The organism is Phyllobacterium sp. CCNWLW183 (genome assembly GCF_037203775.1).
Taxonomy (GTDB): Bacteria; Pseudomonadota; Alphaproteobacteria; order Rhizobiales; family Rhizobiaceae; genus Phyllobacterium; species Phyllobacterium ifriqiyense.
Genome location: NZ_JBBCBN010000008.1, coordinates 310591 through 326027, shown reverse-complemented (window position 1 = coordinate 326027; position 15437 = coordinate 310591). Strand labels below are relative to the sequence as shown.

Sequence of the window (15437 nt, the reverse complement as noted above, 5' to 3'; positions counted from 1 at the left end):
ATAAACAAGGACGAAGAAGCACCGATTTTCCAGGTTGCCGATTACGGCCTCGTTGGCGATCTCTTCGTTATCCTGCCCGAACTTGAAAAGGCCGTGTGATGGCACTCCGAGACGATGAAACACCCAAGCGCGAAAGCGTGGAATTCGACCGCGTTTTCCGGGGCCGGTCTGTCTGCGGCGATCCGGCTGAAACGGCTCAGTTCAGAACTGTGGCTGTTCGAAGCTTGGCGCCTGATAAGTAAACTCCAAGCGCCTCTTCGCACTGAATGAATGGTGTTGGTAGAGCTTCTACCAAATTTACATCACAGGTCGCTCGACCTCTCCCTAGTCCCCATTGGACTCATCGAATGCGTGACGCGATTGTTCGATTGCTTGCCAATTTTCCCTGATCCACCCGGTGAAACCTTCAAGGGCTGGTAACATCGTCTTCCCCATCAGCGTCAATTCGTACTCGACACGTGGCGGGACCTCGGGGAAATAATGCCGCAAAACGAGGCCGTCTCGTTGAAGATTTCGAAGGGTAACCGTGAGCATGCGCTGCGAGATCTCCGGAATTCCATTCTTGATTTCCGAAAACCGGAGCGACGTTTCGGGGGTCATCGCGAGCATGGACATTACCAGGATGGTCCACTTGTCCCCAAGCCTCGCTAATACGCCGTGCGGCGCGCATGGCATAAGGATAGGACCTTTTGTGGTGTGTTTATATGGTCGACCGTGGATGATCTTTTCCAATAGTTATCTCCTTGTGACCGACAAACAAAAATGTGCCGTCTTGTGCGCTCGTTCTAACAGTGCCATTTCGTAAGTATCAATAGTTACGAAAAGGAACTTTAAATGACTATAAACAAAACCGTGCTCGTATTCGGTTCCACGGGGCAGCAAGGCGGAGCGGTCGCAAAGGCGCTGAGAACCGACGGATGGTCGGTAAGGGCATTTGTCCGCCAGCTCGATGGAGCAAAGGCAAAGGCGCTTGAAGCCATCGGTATTGAGTTGCATCAGGGTGCTTTCTCGGACATTTCCTCGATCGAGAAGGCGATGTCCGGTGCTTCCGGCGTCTTCAGCGTACAACCAAGTTCTGGTCAAGGGGCCCATGGTATTTCGGACGAACAGGAACTTCGGTATGGAAAGACCATCGCCGACATTGCCGCAGCACAAGGCGTTCAGCATCTCGTCTATACATCCGTTGCTGCCGCCGGGAAAGGCAAAACTGGCCTGGGACACTTTGACAGCAAGACGCAAATTGAAGACCATATCCGAGAAATGGGCATCAACAGTACGATTGTGCGGCCGACCACATTCATGGAAATGCTGATGCTTCCAGGCATGGGCCTTGAGCAGGGGAGATTCAGTTTCTTCATGCGGCCGGACCAGTCTATGCAGTTCATCGCAGTCGATGACATTGGGAAGATCGTCGCGTCGGTTTTTGCAGATCCCGAGCGGTTCTCTGGCCGAACCATTGAAATTGCGGGAGAAGACATCACCGGCAACGGGCTACAGGAAATATTCAGCCGTGCCGCGGGCAAAACGATCACCTATCAACGTTTCCCTGATAGTCTTCTCCAACAAAACGCTTTGCTTGGCCGCCTTGCTGAGCTCGTTGACGATGGCAGATGCGCGGGTGGGGCAGATATCAATGCTTTGCGGGCCGAGTTTGGCTGCCTGATGAATATTGAGCAATGGCTTGCTGGCGCGGGTAAGCCGCTCTTTGGCGTTGCCCTAGGAGCGCCAGCCGCAGCAGTGGCTCTTCGCTGAGTTCAAGGCCGTGACCTCGTAAGCTCTTCGTAACAACATATCGCCCAGCGCATTGCGGTCATTATATCTCGGACGCATCGTCAAATCGGGAAGCGCGATGAGTTTTTCAATTCGACAGGGCATCCTTATACCACGGCTTTGCTCGACGCCGCGCCTCTCAAACAGCCGTCCAAGGGCCCAGGTGGCTGACGGGCGGATTGCCATCGCACGCAATCCGCCTACCCCGAAAACCTGCAGGCTACTAAGGTCGCTCTGCTTCACTGATCCCAACGAATTGACCAGCACGTTCAGCAAGCAGTCCGCGGTAAATCGGGTGCCCGACTCAGGGCAGCCGTAATTTCCTGCGCGTCCTGAACTGATGGTGGGGATCGCATCACGTTTGAAGGCGCTGGCGTGCCAGGCGATCAGCAGCGAAGCCAGTCGGTATTCCATCAGTTTTGGCCAATGCCAACACGTTGTGCGTCGTCTCATGAATCGTCGCCACCCGAGCTAGCGCCTCTGCAAGATTGAACCTGGCACCCTTGGCCGCCACCGACAACACGCCACCGGCGTTGACGATATAGTCCGGGCAATAGGTGATGCCATAGTCGCCAAGGAGTTGATCCTGCGAAGAGTCACTGAGCTGATTATTCGCGGCACCCGCGACTACTTTGGCCCGAATCTCTGGAATGGTCTTCTGATTGAGTGTTGCACCGAGCGCACACGGTGAATAAACCTCGGCATCGGACCGGTGGATTTGTCCTGCAGCAACCGCCTTTGCGCCATACTTTTGCTGAGCAACTTGCATTTTATGCTCATCGATGTCGTAGACAATCAAATCAGCACCTGCGTTCTTAAGTAGTTCGCAAAGTGCCATCCCAACCTTCCCCAGTCCTTCCACCGCTACTGTGCAACCACGCATGTTCGAGATGCCGCGGAATTCCAGTCCGGCACGAATTCCATGGAAAACACCCCAAGCGGTACACAGTGCTCCGTCGCCTGTCTCCTCCAATGGAAGGTTGCGAATGAATTGAGTCACTGTGCCCATCAACCGAACATCAGCAGTTGAAATGCCCGCATCTTCGGCGGTGGTATAAAGGCCGCCCAGTCTCTCGATAAAGTGCGCGAACGCGACGAGACGTTCCGAGCGAGCCGGGGCGTCGCGGTTGTCAATGATTACAGCCTTAGCGCCGCCGTAACTAAGTCCACTTGCAGCATATTTATAGGTCATCCCCCGCGATAGTCGAAGAACGTCGCTTAAGGCTTCGGCGTCGTTGTCATAGGCTCTCATCCGACAGCCACCCATACCAGGGCCGAGGCTCGTATTGTGAACAGCGATAAATGCGCGGAGATCTGTGGCTTTATCTGCGCAAAACACAACCATTTCATGATCGTCAAAATCGGGGTGGGCTGCGATGTTCATATCCGTTCCTTTGCAGTATAATATTCTCTAATTTAGTTTGATAAGATAATTTTATTCGGTAGATGGCGAAGGGACAAGGACATGCATAAAGATTCGAAAAACGTTCGGCGAAAGCGGCAACCTGAGGATGGGTTGGATGCAATGGACCGAAAATTATTAGGTCTCCTGGCTCGAAACGCCGAGTTAAGTTACGCGGAAATGGGCGATGAGATTCATTTATCGCCGCCCGCCGTTCATGAACGGGTGAAACGCCTCAAACGAGATGGCTTTATCCGCGCAACAGTTGCCTTGCTTGACGGACCGAAAATAGGCAGGAACCTTCTGGCGTTTGTGCATCTGGAGACCAGCAACTGGGATACAACACGGAAAGTGCTGGAGATGAGAACGTTCAGCGAGATCGAAGAAATCCACACCGTCGCGGGCGACACTGCAATGATTCTGAAGGTGAGAACTGAAGGTCCTTCGACACTGGAAAACTTTCTTGGGATGTTGCATCGCCTCGAGGGATTTAAAAGCGTGAAAACCTACGTAGCTCTAGGCACCTATCTGGAGCGTGGTCCGCTGATGACTGATCGCGACTCCTAAATGATCTCTGGCTCTTCGTTTGCTTGGGCATAAGGCGTACAAGTTCGTTCACGTCACGCACTTCCAGCGGCGAACGGGCCATGCAGATCCATCTACGGCGGGTAGTTGGCGAGTTGCCGGTTCTGACAGCGGCTCGTTCCAGGTCTATAGCAAGACCGATGTAGATAGCACATTATCAAGCGGCTTCGGTATGGTTCAAGACTGCCTTCACGAGATGGCTTTGGCTCGCGAAGACCTGGCAGATGCCGACTGGTTAATCATGGAAACGCTTCTGCACGGCCCCCAAGTACGCTCGGCGACGTTTTCGGTGTGTAGTTCCAACGTTGTAGCAATGGCTTCTCTGGAACCGAACCAAGAAAACCCCGCATTAAAGTGGGATCTGCGGTTGCTTTCCTCCAGTTCTACCTACCACCCAGAATTGTGCCATGCTGAGTCCGGCTCAGAACCGTTCAGCTCCCATAAACGATCAGCAGATCTTTCGCATCGATCTGATCCCCCCTGCGGACGAGGACCTCCGAAATTGTACCATCCTTTTCCGCGTGCAGTGCCGTTTCCATCTTCATAGCCTCGATGGACAGCAGCACGTCGCCGGTCTTGACCAATTGGCCTGCCGCGACGGTTACGGTGGAGATGACACCCGGCATTGGGGCACCGAGATGAGCAGCGTTGCCGAGTTCGACCTTACGGCGGATAGCGCTAGTCGCATTGCGATTGCGGTCGGGAACTCTGATGGGGCGCGGCTGGCCGTTGATCTCGAAGAACACCTTAACCATGCCTTTTTCGTCGACGTCGGACTGAGCTTGGTTGAGGACGACAAGTGTCTTCCCCTTTTCAATATCGGCCAGCAGTTCCTCACCCTGACCAAGCCCGTAAAAATAGGCGGGTGTTGGCAGGACACTCACGGGACCGTAGGTCTCGGAGGCCACCGCGTAGTCGATGAAGACCTTCGGGTACATCAGATAGGAGGCGAATTCGAAATCGTTGACCGGACGCTCTATTTTCTTCTCAATCGATTCGCGCTCCGCATCAAGATCGGCATCCGGGAGCAACCAGCCCGGACGAACGACATAAGGTTTTTCGCCCTTGAGCGCCTTCTTCTGCAATGCTTGCGGCCATCCGTTCGGTGGCTGACCGAGATCGCCCTTCAGCATCGAGATAACCGATTCCGGAAAGGAAACATCCTTGTCAGGATGGACCACGTCGGCAACGGTCAGGTCCTGGCTCACCATCATCAGCGCCATGTCCCCGACAACCTTGGAAGACGGCGTCACTTTAACAATATCGCCGAACATCTGGTTCGCATCGGCATAGGTTTGGGCGACCTGGTGCCAGCGGGTCTCAAGACCAAGCGAGCGAGCCTGTTCCTTGAGGTTGGTGAATTGGCCGCCCGGCATCTCATGCAAATACACTTCCGATGCGGGTCCCTTGAGGTCGCTTTCGAAAGCGGCATACTGATTACGCACGGCTTCCCAGTAAAAGGAGATGCGACGGATCCATTCCGGATCAAGGCCCGGATCACGCTCGGTGCCGCGCAAAGCCTCAACGATCGAACCGAGACACGGCTGCGATGTATTGCCGGATAGCGCGTCCATAGCTGCATCGACGATGTCAGCGCCTGATTCGGCCGCCGCCAGAACGGTGGCGGCCGAGATACCGGAGGTATCGTGCGTGTGAAAATGCAGGGGTAGGTCGGTCGACTCACGCAACGCCTTGAAGAGAACACGTGCCGCAGCCGGCTTTAACAGGCCGGCCATATCTTTGACGGCGATTATATGCGCGCCCGCCTTTTCGAGTTGGGCTGCGAGCGCGGTGTAGTACTTTAAATCGTATTGCGGGCGGGCCGAATTCAGAATGTCCCCAGTATAGCAGATCGCTGCTTCGCAAATCTTGTTTTCCTCGGCAATCGCGTCCATCGACACGCGCATGTTCTCCACCCAGTTCAGGCAGTCGAACACGCGAAACAGGTCGATGCCTCCCTTGACGGCTTGGCGAACGAAATATTTCACCACGTTGTCGGGATAGTTTTTGTAGCCGACGCCGTTGGCACCTCGCAGGAGCATTTGCAGCAGCAAGTTCGGTGCATCTTCGCGCACCTTGGCGAGGCGTTCCCAGGGATCTTCCGTCAAAAAGCGCATCGAAACGTCGAAGGTGGCGCCCCCCCAGCATTCAAGCGAGAACAGGTTTGGTAAAGCGCGGGCGTACGTGGTGGTTATGCGCGCGATGTCATAGGTCCGCATGCGGGTGGCAAGTAGCGACTGGTGGCCGTCGCGCATAGTGGTGTCGGTGATGAGGAGGCGTTTTTGGGAGCGGACCCATTCGCCGAATTTTTTTGGGCCGACTTCATCGAGAATCTGCTTGGTGCCGGGTTTGATATCCCCTGGCGCGAAAGGCACTGTCGGCGCGGCAACGTCCTTCGAAGGTCTTGGCCGTCCCTTGATTTCCGGATGACCGTTGACAGTGACGTCGGCGAGATAAGTCAAAAGTTTGGTGGCGCGGTCTTTGCGCTTGACCTGCTGAAACAGCTCCGGCGTGTTGTCAATGAATCCGGTCGTGTAAGTGTTGTCTCGGAATTTCTCGTTCGTGATGATCGCTTCGAGGAAGGTGAGGTTGGTGGCAACGCCGCGGATACGGAATTCGCGCAAAGCACGATGCATGCGCGCGATGGTTTCCTCAGGGCTTGGCGACCATGCGGTGACTTTTTCCAGCAGCGGATCGTAGAAGCGGGTGATGACCGCTCCGGAATAGGCAGTGCCGCCGTCGAGACGGATGCCGAAGCCAGTAGCACCGCGATAGGCGGTAATCCGTCCATAATCCGGAATGAAATTCTGCTCCGGGTCTTCCGTGGTGATCCGGCACTGCAGCGCATGGCCGTTGAGCTTGATGTCTTCCTGTTTGGGGACGCCTGATTCCCGCGTGCCGATGGCATGACCGTCGAGGATGTGGATCTGGGCCTTGACTATATCGATGCCTGTGACGACTTCGGTGACCGTATGCTCGACCTGGATCCGCGGATTGACTTCGATAAAGTAGAACTTGCCGCTATCCATATCCATCAGATACTCGACGGTGCCGGCACCGACGTAATTCGTCGCCTTGGCAATTCTGGTGGAATAATCGGCTAGTTCATGGCGTTGGGCTTCCGTGAGATAAGGCGCCGGTGCGCGCTCGACAACCTTTTGGTTGCGGCGCTGAACCGAACAGTCACGCTCGAATAGATGCACAACGTTGCCATGCGTATCGCCCAGCACCTGACTTTCGACATGGCGGGCGCGTTCGACCAGCTTCTCCAGATAAACCTCGTCTTTGCCGAAGGCGGCCATCGCCTCTCGCTTGGCTTCCTTCACCTCACGAGAAAGGTCCTTCGGATCGCGGATCGCGCGCATTCCGCGCCCACCACCCCCCCAGGATGCCTTCAGCATGATCGGATAGCCAATTTCTTCTGCCATCTTTGCCACAACAGTCATGTCATCGGGTAGGGGGCCGGTCGCGGGAATGACGGGTACGCCAATTTCAATAGCGAGATTGCGGGCGGCCACCTTATTGCCGAGGCGACGCATCGTGTCACCGGTCGGGCCGATAAAGATGATCCCCGCCGCCTTGCAGGCATCGACGAACTCGGGGCTTTCGGACAGAAGGCCATAGCCCGGGTGGATGGCATCGGCGCCTGCGAGCTTCGCTACCCGGATGATTTCCTCGATCGACAGATAGCTCTCGATCGGTCCCATGTCGCCGGGCAGGTGCGGCCCCCGGCCCACCTGGTAACTCTCGTCCGCCTTGAACCGGTGGAGCGCCAGCTTGTCTTCTTCCGCCCATATCGCAACTGTTTTTATTCCCAATTCGTTTGCAGCCCGGAACACGCGGATCGCGATCTCGGAGCGATTGGCAACAAGTATCTTGTAAATGGGCAATTCAGTTTCTCCCGATGTGTTGACGAGTTCGCTTGGTCTGGCTGTGTCGGATGTCAGTTTGCGACAGATGTCGCTCTTCTATAACGAAATACCTCTGCGTAGGGTCTGATAGGTGAACTCGGTCAGGTAGTCGTTGAGTGCAAAAGAGGCAGCAGCCCCGGCGTGCTCGTCACCGACAGAAATCGCATGTAGTGTTGCAGTATGAAGTGCCGTTGCGACTTTTAGTTCAGCTTCGGCGTCTTTGATGTTTGCGAACCAGAAGCGTCGGGATAATCCTTGCAATGGCGCCATCGAAAGTTGGAGATACTCATTCTGCGCTGCCTCAACAATGATTTCGTGAACGCGCTTCAGCAGCCGTCCGAAAGAGATCAGGTCATCTGTTCCAGCTAAGTTCTTCAACTCGTGCGCCAATGTTGACATCGCTTGCTTTTGCGAAGTGGTCGCACGAAGCGCGGCCCATTTTACAGCAAGCTCCTCGACGGTCCGGCGAACAGAGAGCAGCTTTAATTGCGCTTCCACTGAAATTGGTGGAACGATAATGCCTCGCCGAGGATGAACTTCGACCATTCGCTCCCATGAGAGACGTTGAAGTGCCGCTCTGACGGGATGGCGTCCAAGGGCGGTCAATTCCATTAGTGTGCCTTCGGACACCATGCTTCCAGGTTTGAGTTCCTGAAACGTGATCATCCGCTCCAGCAGATCGTAAGCTTGATCAGCTTTGTTAGCTTTAGAGTTCACGCGCGCCTCCTTCCACACTTTGCCGCAAAGCCACGTGCGGTCTTTATCAATATCTGCATCTCGTTCCTTGGCCGTTCTGTGAGTCGCGCGGCAACCTAAAATTTCAACTGTAATGTAGACAAGCGGAGAAGCCATGTCTATGCTGAAATTCAATTGGTCGACAACTGAGTATATCACTGGAGGATCACGCTGTGCAGTTTCAAGGATGGAAGATTGAATGCTCGATTGAAGGCGATCCCAACCTGCCGGTCCTTGCTGAGGTTGATATTCTCGTGGTTGGTGGGGGCGCGTCCGGTGTCGCAGCAGCGACGGTGGCAGCCGAAAAGGGTAAATCCGTCGCGCTCATCGAGCGTTATGGATTCTGCGGAGGGGCTGCAGTTGCCGGCATGTCGGGAACGATCTGCGGCCTCTATATGGCCAGCGACACAAAAAATCACCCTGAGCAGGTCGTCTTCGGTTTTGCGGAGCGATTCAAAGAAGCCCTCACGAAGCGCGGCGGACTCACGTTGCCGCAGATTTACGGAAAAACATTCACGGTCACGCACGACCCGCTCATGTGGCGTGAGGCTGCCGATGGTTTTTTGGAAGCGGCTGGCGTCAAAGTCCTTTTCCATACCGTTGTAACCGGTGTTCTCATGGAAGGAGAGGCGTTCAAAGGCGTTATTCTGGAGTCGAATGCCGGTCGCTCTGTTATATATGCCAAGCGTATTATCGATGCTTCAGGCGATGCGGCCATAGTGGCCCGCGCCGGATATCGTTTCACGTTTGGCGATCGGGGCCGCATCCAGAATCCGACGATGTTTTTCAGGCTAGGCAACGTCAATCTTGAAGTCTTCGAAGCGTACTGGGGCCAGGACACAATATCTCCTCCAAAGGTTGTCGAAGCTATACAGAACGCCGATCGAGGCGGTAAATATGACCTGCCACGCAACAAGATATGGATTTTTCCAACAACTCGCCCCAACGAACTGATGGTCAACGCGACAAGGCTCTCCGGGCGCGATGGTCGAATGCTGAATGTCATTGATCCGGCTGACTTTACCGAAGCGGAGGTTTTAGGACGCCGCCAGGTCAGGGAGTATGCCCGTTTTCTGGCTGATTCGGTTCCAGGTTGCGAGAACAGCTTTGTGGTCGACACCGGCGTTGAGGCTGGTATCAGGCAGACGCGTTCGATCGTTGGCAAGGAAACTTTGCTAAATGATGATGTTCTTTCTTCCAGGAAGCGTTCTGACGGAATTTGCCGTGTCCCTTGGCCGATCGAACTTCACAGTGGTGACAAACCTAAGCTGCACTGGTTGCTGGACGATTACTATGAGGTCCCGTATGGCGCGCTCGTGCCGGAACGTGGAGAAAACATCATTGTCGCGGGCCGTTCACTCAGTGCTGAGCATGAGGCTCTCGCTTCCGCGAGAGTTACCGCGCAGTGTTTTGAATACGGGAACGCCGCAGCGACGGCGGCTGTCATGTCGATCGACCAGAACCTCGGCTTCTCTAGTATTCGCGGGGAGGACGTGAGGGCCGAGATGGCTCGCCTGGGTAGTGCGCTCTAGGTGTTAGATCAATGGACTGAGTTTTGCGATCTGCAAGGTGAGCCCGTGGCGTACGTTGGAAAACAAAGTTGTTGCTTCATGCTGGTGCCCGGCGTCCTTCATAATTCCACAAACATGGGCTTGGTCTATGAAGCCAGCGATGACTAATTTCCCATGCTTGACTGATTGACAGGGTTCCCGGGCCCTTTGCCAACTTTCGTTGGTCTGCTCCCAGTCGCTTAGTTGCCCAACTGCTGTCAAGTGAAGCGGTGCTGGGGCGGATTACAACCAAATCAGCGCCCACGGAGCAACTTCCATGGGTGAAGGAGGAGCGCGTTAGCGCGCAAGCGGAGGTAACAAATGAAGGATAGAATACCTTACAGATGGGTGATCGCAATCACCCTGTTTATCGCTTATAGCATTCAGTATCTCGACCGGGTAAAGACCAACGTCCTGAACCCCATGATCGCACATGATGTAGGTCTTTCAGTCAGCGATCTTGGAACAGGCGCGTTCCTGATGCTTCTGTTCTACGGTCCGGCGCAATATCTGTCAGGTATCCTGACGGACAAGTTCGGGGCAAAACGGATCCTTATCTTCTCCGTCATCGCATGGTCTGTGATGACGGCGTGGATGGCTCATATCCAGTCGCGGGATGAGTATTTCTTCCGCATGGCGTTGTTCGGCGTCCTGGTCGGAACCGAGTACGTACCATCGGCGCGAATCCTGATGCGCTGGTTCAACAAAGAGGGCCGCGCTCGCGCTCAGGCTCTACTGTCTTGGGCATGGATTCTTACTCCAGCTTGGGCCAGCGTGTTTGCAACACAGTTCGCGCATGCAGCGGGGGACTGGCGCATTGTGTTCTATCTCACTGCTGCATTTGGCGTTGTCCCGCTGATCATGATCATCCTCATTGTCTATGACCGACCGGAAGAGTACAAGAAGTCGACGCCCGCCGATCTCGAATACGCCTACCGTGACGAGATTCAACGTGGCGATATACATGAAGGTTCCTACACCAACGCCCAAGCCCAGATCCTGAAGAAAAACGATATCCGCTTTCTCGACCTGTTCAAAAACCGTAGCTATGTGGCCGTTATCTTCGTCGACATCGTGATGCAGATAACCTTGTACGGAGCTTTAACGTGGGTACCGCTCTATCTATCCGATGTCTTCCATTTCAAGCTTCAGGAGATGGGTCTTTGGAGCGCACTCTATTTCGCCGCCGGTGCGGTCGGTAGCTTTGCATCATCATATCTGTCCGACAAGGTCTTCCACGGCAACCGGAGGGTCATGATCCTGACGTGCTTTATCGGGCTGGCTCCATTCGTGTTCCTTCTCGCCACGCTGACTGAGGCACATCCCGGCATGCTCGCCTTTTGCCTGTGTGGGATGGGTTTTTTTGGGAACATGGCCTGGGGACCGTTTCTTGCGGTTCCTGCCGAGCTCTTCACGCCTGAGGTCTACGGAAAGGCAATGGGCTTTGTAAATGGTGTTGGCTATACGGTCGCGGCGTTCAGCGCGAAGATCTTCGCCGCTCTTGTGGTCGTTAATGAGGCTGGTAAGGACTATTCAATGGGCTGGGTCTTTATCGGAGCTTGCGTGATGGTCGGCGTATTGGCTGCAAGCTTCATCCAGACCGGACCGGCTGCGAACCAACCACTACCTGTGCGCGCTTGAGCATGTGAGTTGGCCGCACAAGCGGCCAACTCACATGTCGGAATGCATCGACTGGAGATGTTCCCTCAGGAATGTCGGGCGAGTTTCCGAAGGTCGCAAACCTCAATGTTCCTTCAGCGGCAGTCCGAAATAGCGCATTCTTGGTCTCAAGTGCATAGTCCGACAAGCTTAACAGACCGTCTTGAGGCGCCGGACCTATTTCAGTTTGAAGGATAGGTTCTCGCCATTCTGTTAGCACGCTCCTTGCATGCCGCCAGCATCACTCCGCAGGCCACATCTTTCAAAATCGAAGGGATCACACCACTGCTGGATGTGATGTCCGAGGAGTTTAGGCGTCGTTGGATGAAAGACGACTGGTGCGCCGTTATGAAGGCAGGGTTACGAATAGAGGGTCGAACTGCCTATGCCGGCATTTTCTTTCAGTGGGAAATGGCCGAATGTGCAAGCGGATAGGCCGCCTCTATAGGCGGCCCGGGTGTTATCGCACCCTCCGTCCATTCAGCAACGGCTCTTCGGACCCAGTGAGGAGGAGGGTGGCGTTTGCTAACTGCCAGGCATGCGAGAAAGTCAGCAGTTCGGAAAAGCTATTTTCGACTGGCCTCGTAGGCATGTGAAACAGCCAAAATTGTCTGCTCGTCGAAATGCTTTCCTACAACCATCATACCAACCGGCATTCCGCCAACAGTTCCACAAGGGATGCTCAACGCGGGATGACCTGTCGCATCAAAAGTTGCGGTGTTGTTCATCATATTTAACGCTATCTTCATATATCGGCCCAAGTTCGCATCAGGCTCGAACCGCGCCGCTGTTGTAGGCGTCGTTGGCATGACGAGTACATCAACCTTAGCCAGCACTTCATCATAAGCGGCGCGGAGCACGCGTCGCAAGTTTTGGGCTTTGGCATAATAAGTGCCCCCTGCTTTCTCGGCGAGATACTGTCCGAGCAAGATCACGCCTTTCACCGTAGGGGAGAACAGGTTTGCTTTGTCGCGGCGAGCTTGTGAATAAAATTCGATCAAAGCGGTATCTTGGAAGCCCTGCGAACCATGGGCGATGGCGTTATTTCTGACCATTACGCTCCAAGCACCTTCGGTGGCGATGCCAGTCCAGATGTCCAAGCCTTGAAGGTGCAACGGCACAGAAACGTCGGTTACCTGCATGCCAAGGGTAGCCAGACTGGCCGCTGCCTGCCGGACAGCGTCGTCAACTGCAGGGTCAGAAACGCCCCAACCGAACCCTTCCCTTAAAACGCCGACGCGGAGTCCTCGCGTCAACTTGGCTTGAAAGTTTGTGTAGGAGGGAAGACAAAATGGAGTGTTGATCTGCCGTGCATCCAAACCGTCGCGCCCCGCTATAATATCGAGCGCCAGGGCGGCATCGTCGACAGACCTTGCCATCGGGCCGAGATGGTCGAGGCTCGGCTCGATCGGAAACGCTCCGGTGTACGGTACGAGACCCCATGTCGGCTTCAATCCTACTAGGCCGCACCATGACCCCGGAATTCTTACCGAGCCGCCCTGATCGCCGCCGATAGCAATGTCGCATTCGTCCGCTGCCAAGAGCGCGGCATTTCCACTTGAAGAGCCTCCCGCCATGTAATCGGGATTGTGAGGATTGAGCACTGGACCGGGATAGGAGGTATGCGAACCGCCAGAGAAGCAAAGATTTTCGGACACAGCCTTTCCGACGATTTCCCCGCCAGCGGCAAGGATTCGCGAGACGACTGTGGCATCCGCTTCGGGAATAAAGCCCTCCAGTAGCTCTGACCCATTGAGCAGCGGGACGCCCGCAACTGCGACATTGTCCTTTATTGCAATGCGCTTCCCCGCCAACGCCCCATCCGTCTTCTCACAAATGGAGGTTTTCCATGCCCAGCCTCCGTATCGGTTCTCATCGTTGGTCGGACGTCTTCCCCGATCGCGCAATATATCTGGGGAGCGATTGGCCGAGGCCAATTTTTCTATGACGGCATAGGATTTCAAGGATTGTTCAATCGATTCCGAAAAGGCCTGAGTTTCGGCCTCCGACAGGTCGAAACCGTTGTGATTGGCAATCCGGTGAAGGTCGCTGGTTGTAGGGTTATCAAGCATCGGAATCCTCCATGAGGTGGGTGGGTTTATATTAAAAGGACCCGGTCGCGAGCGATACGCTCGCGACCGCACCTTCACCGATTTCCGGCAACCTTCCATTTTAGAAGTGACCGTTCGAGCAACCCCACCGCCATGCTGAGGATGAAAGCCAGGATCATCAGGCTGAAGATACCAAGCAGCACCAGCGGGATATTGTAGTTTGCGCCAGCGATCAGAATGATGTTGCCTAGGCCAGCTTCCGAGGAGATGTATTCGCCAATGACGGCACCAATCAGTGCGAACCCCACGTTGAGTTTGGCAGCCGCGACCACCCATCCATAAGATGATGGAATGACGACCTTTGTGAAAATCTGGAACTTGGTCGCGCCGAACGACTTCAAAAGTTTTATTAAATCCTTGTCGACTTGTTGCGCACCTTCGTAGGCCTGCAGCAGAGCGACGATAACGCAAGATACCGTGGCAAGGATTATCTTCGACTCAACGCCGACACCGAACCAAATGATGATAAGTGGTCCAAGAGCGAGGACTGGAACGGATCCCAGAGCAAGAATAAAGACGCCCATTACACGAGCGACGAAGCGAGAATACCAGAGGCCCAAACCTATTGCGGTTCCGAGGAAGCTACCCAATAAGAAGCCAATAATCGTTTCAAGGCCTGTAACGTAGGCTCCATAGAGAAGCGATCCGTTCTGAAAGCGCGTCACTGCCAGTTGCCAGACCTGAGACGGTGAGCCAAACAGGAACGTGCTGATGTATCCGGTTCTCGCGCCCCATTCCCAAAGGCCAAAAAGGCCTGCGGCAATGGCGATTTGAACGATGCGAATGCTAAGTGTTTCTACCTGTTCGCGCCGTTCTATTCGGCGCGCGGCATCTCGCTCGTCACTGAGTGAGCTGGGAAATTGGTCTTGCAGTGCTTCGCTCATCATGCGTGCTCCTTTTTCAGATCGGTGACGACCTCGAGCTGGTTCCAGATCGCGGCATAGTGCACATGGAAATCGGGATTCTTACGAGCATCGATGGGCGATTCCCGTTTCATGTTCAGTCGGATTGTTCGCAGATCGCGTACAGTGCCCGGCCCCTTGCTCAACACGTAGACCTTATCGGCGATGGACACCGCTTCCTCAATATCGTGAGTGATAAACAGGACCGTGCGCTTCAATTCGCGGACCATCTCCAGAAGGTCGGCCTCGAGGGCAACTCTGGTCGGATAGTCCAGTGACTGGAAGGGCTCGTCCATCAGAATAATATCTTGCCCCATCACCAGCGTCCGCATCAGCGCGACGCGCTGGCGCATGCCGCCGGAGAGGGAGGCTGGATAGCTGCTGGCATACTTTTCAAGTCCGAACAGCTTCAGGTATTCGATTGCTCGTTCGCGTGACTCGGCCGAGGGCTTTTTCTGGATCTCTAGGCCTATCGTCACGTTCTGCAAGATTGTGCGCCAAGGTATGAGCAGATCTTTTTGCTGCATATAACCCATTCGGCCCGCAATCCCCGCCTGTACGGGTACGCCGTCAACCAGGACATGACCCGTTGTTGGGTCCAAGAGTCCGGCAATAATATTGAATAACGTACTTTTGCCGCAGCCGCTTGGCCCGACGATACATGTGAATTCCTGGTCGCGCGCGACTATGTTCACATTTCGCAAAGCCTGCACTTTGCCGTCCTTCGTCGTGAATGATTTGGATACGGCTCTCACCTCAACGCGGGGCCGGGCCTCCGCCAAATTGTTTTCTGCTTCTGACATCACTTGCTC

Annotated in this window: 11 protein-coding genes and 1 pseudogene; 5 read left to right on the top strand and 7 right to left on the bottom strand. The window is 54.8% G+C overall.

Annotation, left to right across the window (positions count from 1 at the left end; translation table 11 throughout):
* Positions 1 to 99, top strand: a pseudogene (locus tag V9K95_RS19220) (electron transfer flavoprotein subunit alpha/FixB family protein); the annotation flags it as partial.
* Positions 100 to 324: 225 nt separating this feature from the next.
* On the opposite strand, the gene V9K95_RS19215 reads toward V9K95_RS19220, so the two are convergent.
* Positions 325 to 732, bottom strand: a complete 408-nt coding sequence (locus V9K95_RS19215; protein WP_336441540.1) for a winged helix-turn-helix transcriptional regulator — start codon at positions 730 to 732, stop codon at positions 325 to 327.
* A 102-nt stretch (positions 733 to 834) separates the two neighbouring features.
* Between V9K95_RS19215 and V9K95_RS19210 the strand changes: the two genes are divergently transcribed.
* On the top strand, positions 835 to 1752 hold the full coding sequence (locus V9K95_RS19210; RefSeq protein ID WP_336441541.1) for an NmrA/HSCARG family protein: 918 nt from the start codon (positions 835 to 837) through the stop codon (positions 1750 to 1752).
* 373 nt (positions 1753 to 2125) lie between these two features.
* Here the strand turns inward: V9K95_RS19210 and V9K95_RS19205 are convergent, their stop codons facing one another.
* A complete protein-coding gene (locus V9K95_RS19205; protein ID WP_336441542.1) occupies positions 2126 to 3154 on the bottom strand; it encodes a Leu/Phe/Val dehydrogenase in 1029 nt (342 codons plus the stop codon).
* 81 nt (positions 3155 to 3235) lie between these two features.
* Between V9K95_RS19205 and V9K95_RS19200 the strand changes: the two genes are divergently transcribed.
* The gene (locus V9K95_RS19200) at positions 3236 to 3739 is read left to right on the top strand and encodes an Lrp/AsnC family transcriptional regulator (protein ID WP_336441543.1); all 504 of its coding nucleotides are present in this window, start codon (positions 3236 to 3238) and stop codon (positions 3737 to 3739) included.
* A 449-nt stretch (positions 3740 to 4188) separates the two neighbouring features.
* On the opposite strand, the gene pyc is transcribed toward V9K95_RS19200, so the two are convergent.
* Positions 4189 to 7647 carry a pyruvate carboxylase gene (pyc, locus tag V9K95_RS19195; protein ID WP_336441544.1) on the bottom strand — a complete coding sequence of 1153 codons (3459 nt, stop codon included), beginning with the start codon at positions 7645 to 7647 and terminating at the stop codon, positions 4189 to 4191.
* 78 nt (positions 7648 to 7725) lie between these two features.
* The gene (locus V9K95_RS19190; RefSeq protein ID WP_336441545.1) at positions 7726 to 8520 is read right to left on the bottom strand and encodes a GntR family transcriptional regulator; all 795 of its coding nucleotides are present in this window, start codon (positions 8518 to 8520) and stop codon (positions 7726 to 7728) included.
* Positions 8521 to 8576: 56 nt separating this feature from the next.
* Here V9K95_RS19190 and V9K95_RS19185 point away from each other — a divergent pair, with 56 nt between their 5' ends.
* Complete coding sequence (locus V9K95_RS19185) at positions 8577 to 9935, top strand: FAD-dependent oxidoreductase (protein ID WP_336441546.1); 1359 nt, start codon at positions 8577 to 8579, stop codon at positions 9933 to 9935.
* Between the two features lie 339 nt (positions 9936 to 10274).
* Positions 10275 to 11594 (top strand): MFS transporter, encoded by a 1320-nt coding sequence (locus V9K95_RS19180; protein WP_336441547.1) that lies wholly within the window; start codon positions 10275 to 10277, stop codon positions 11592 to 11594.
* A gap of 584 nt (positions 11595 to 12178) precedes the next feature.
* Here V9K95_RS19180 and V9K95_RS19175 read toward each other — a convergent pair.
* The 3 genes from V9K95_RS19175 to V9K95_RS19165 form a co-directional block, all read right to left on the bottom strand.
* Positions 12179 to 13684, bottom strand: coding sequence for an amidase (locus V9K95_RS19175; protein WP_336441548.1), 1506 nt, complete (start codon positions 13682 to 13684; stop codon positions 12179 to 12181).
* 74 nt (positions 13685 to 13758) lie between these two features.
* Positions 13759 to 14607, bottom strand: coding sequence for an ABC transporter permease (locus V9K95_RS19170; protein ID WP_336441549.1), 849 nt, complete (start codon positions 14605 to 14607; stop codon positions 13759 to 13761).
* The gene (locus V9K95_RS19165; RefSeq protein ID WP_336441550.1) at positions 14607 to 15428 is read right to left on the bottom strand and encodes an ABC transporter ATP-binding protein; all 822 of its coding nucleotides are present in this window, start codon (positions 15426 to 15428) and stop codon (positions 14607 to 14609) included. Before V9K95_RS19165 ends, V9K95_RS19170 begins: the two co-directional genes overlap by 1 nt.
* Positions 15429 to 15437: the final 9 nt, after the last annotated feature.

Bases quoted from the DNA above. Each gene is read 5' to 3' on its own strand.
- V9K95_RS19165 (WP_336441550.1), bottom strand. From the start codon at position 15,428: ATGTCAGAAGCAGAAAACAATTTGGCGGAGGCCCGGCCCCGCGTTGAG.
- V9K95_RS19190 (WP_336441545.1), bottom strand. From the start codon at position 8,520: ATGGCTTCTCCGCTTGTCTACATTACAGTTGAAATTTTAGGTTGCCGC.
- V9K95_RS19205 (WP_336441542.1), bottom strand. From the start codon at position 3,154: ATGAACATCGCAGCCCACCCCGATTTTGACGATCATGAAATGGTTGTG.
- V9K95_RS19170 (WP_336441549.1), bottom strand. From the start codon at position 14,607: ATGAGCGAAGCACTGCAAGACCAATTTCCCAGCTCACTCAGTGACGAG.
- V9K95_RS19180 (WP_336441547.1), top strand. From the start codon at position 10,275: ATGAAGGATAGAATACCTTACAGATGGGTGATCGCAATCACCCTGTTT.
- V9K95_RS19200 (WP_336441543.1), top strand. From the start codon at position 3,236: ATGCATAAAGATTCGAAAAACGTTCGGCGAAAGCGGCAACCTGAGGAT.
- V9K95_RS19210 (WP_336441541.1), top strand. From the start codon at position 835: ATGACTATAAACAAAACCGTGCTCGTATTCGGTTCCACGGGGCAGCAA.
- V9K95_RS19175 (WP_336441548.1), bottom strand. From the start codon at position 13,684: ATGCTTGATAACCCTACAACCAGCGACCTTCACCGGATTGCCAATCAC.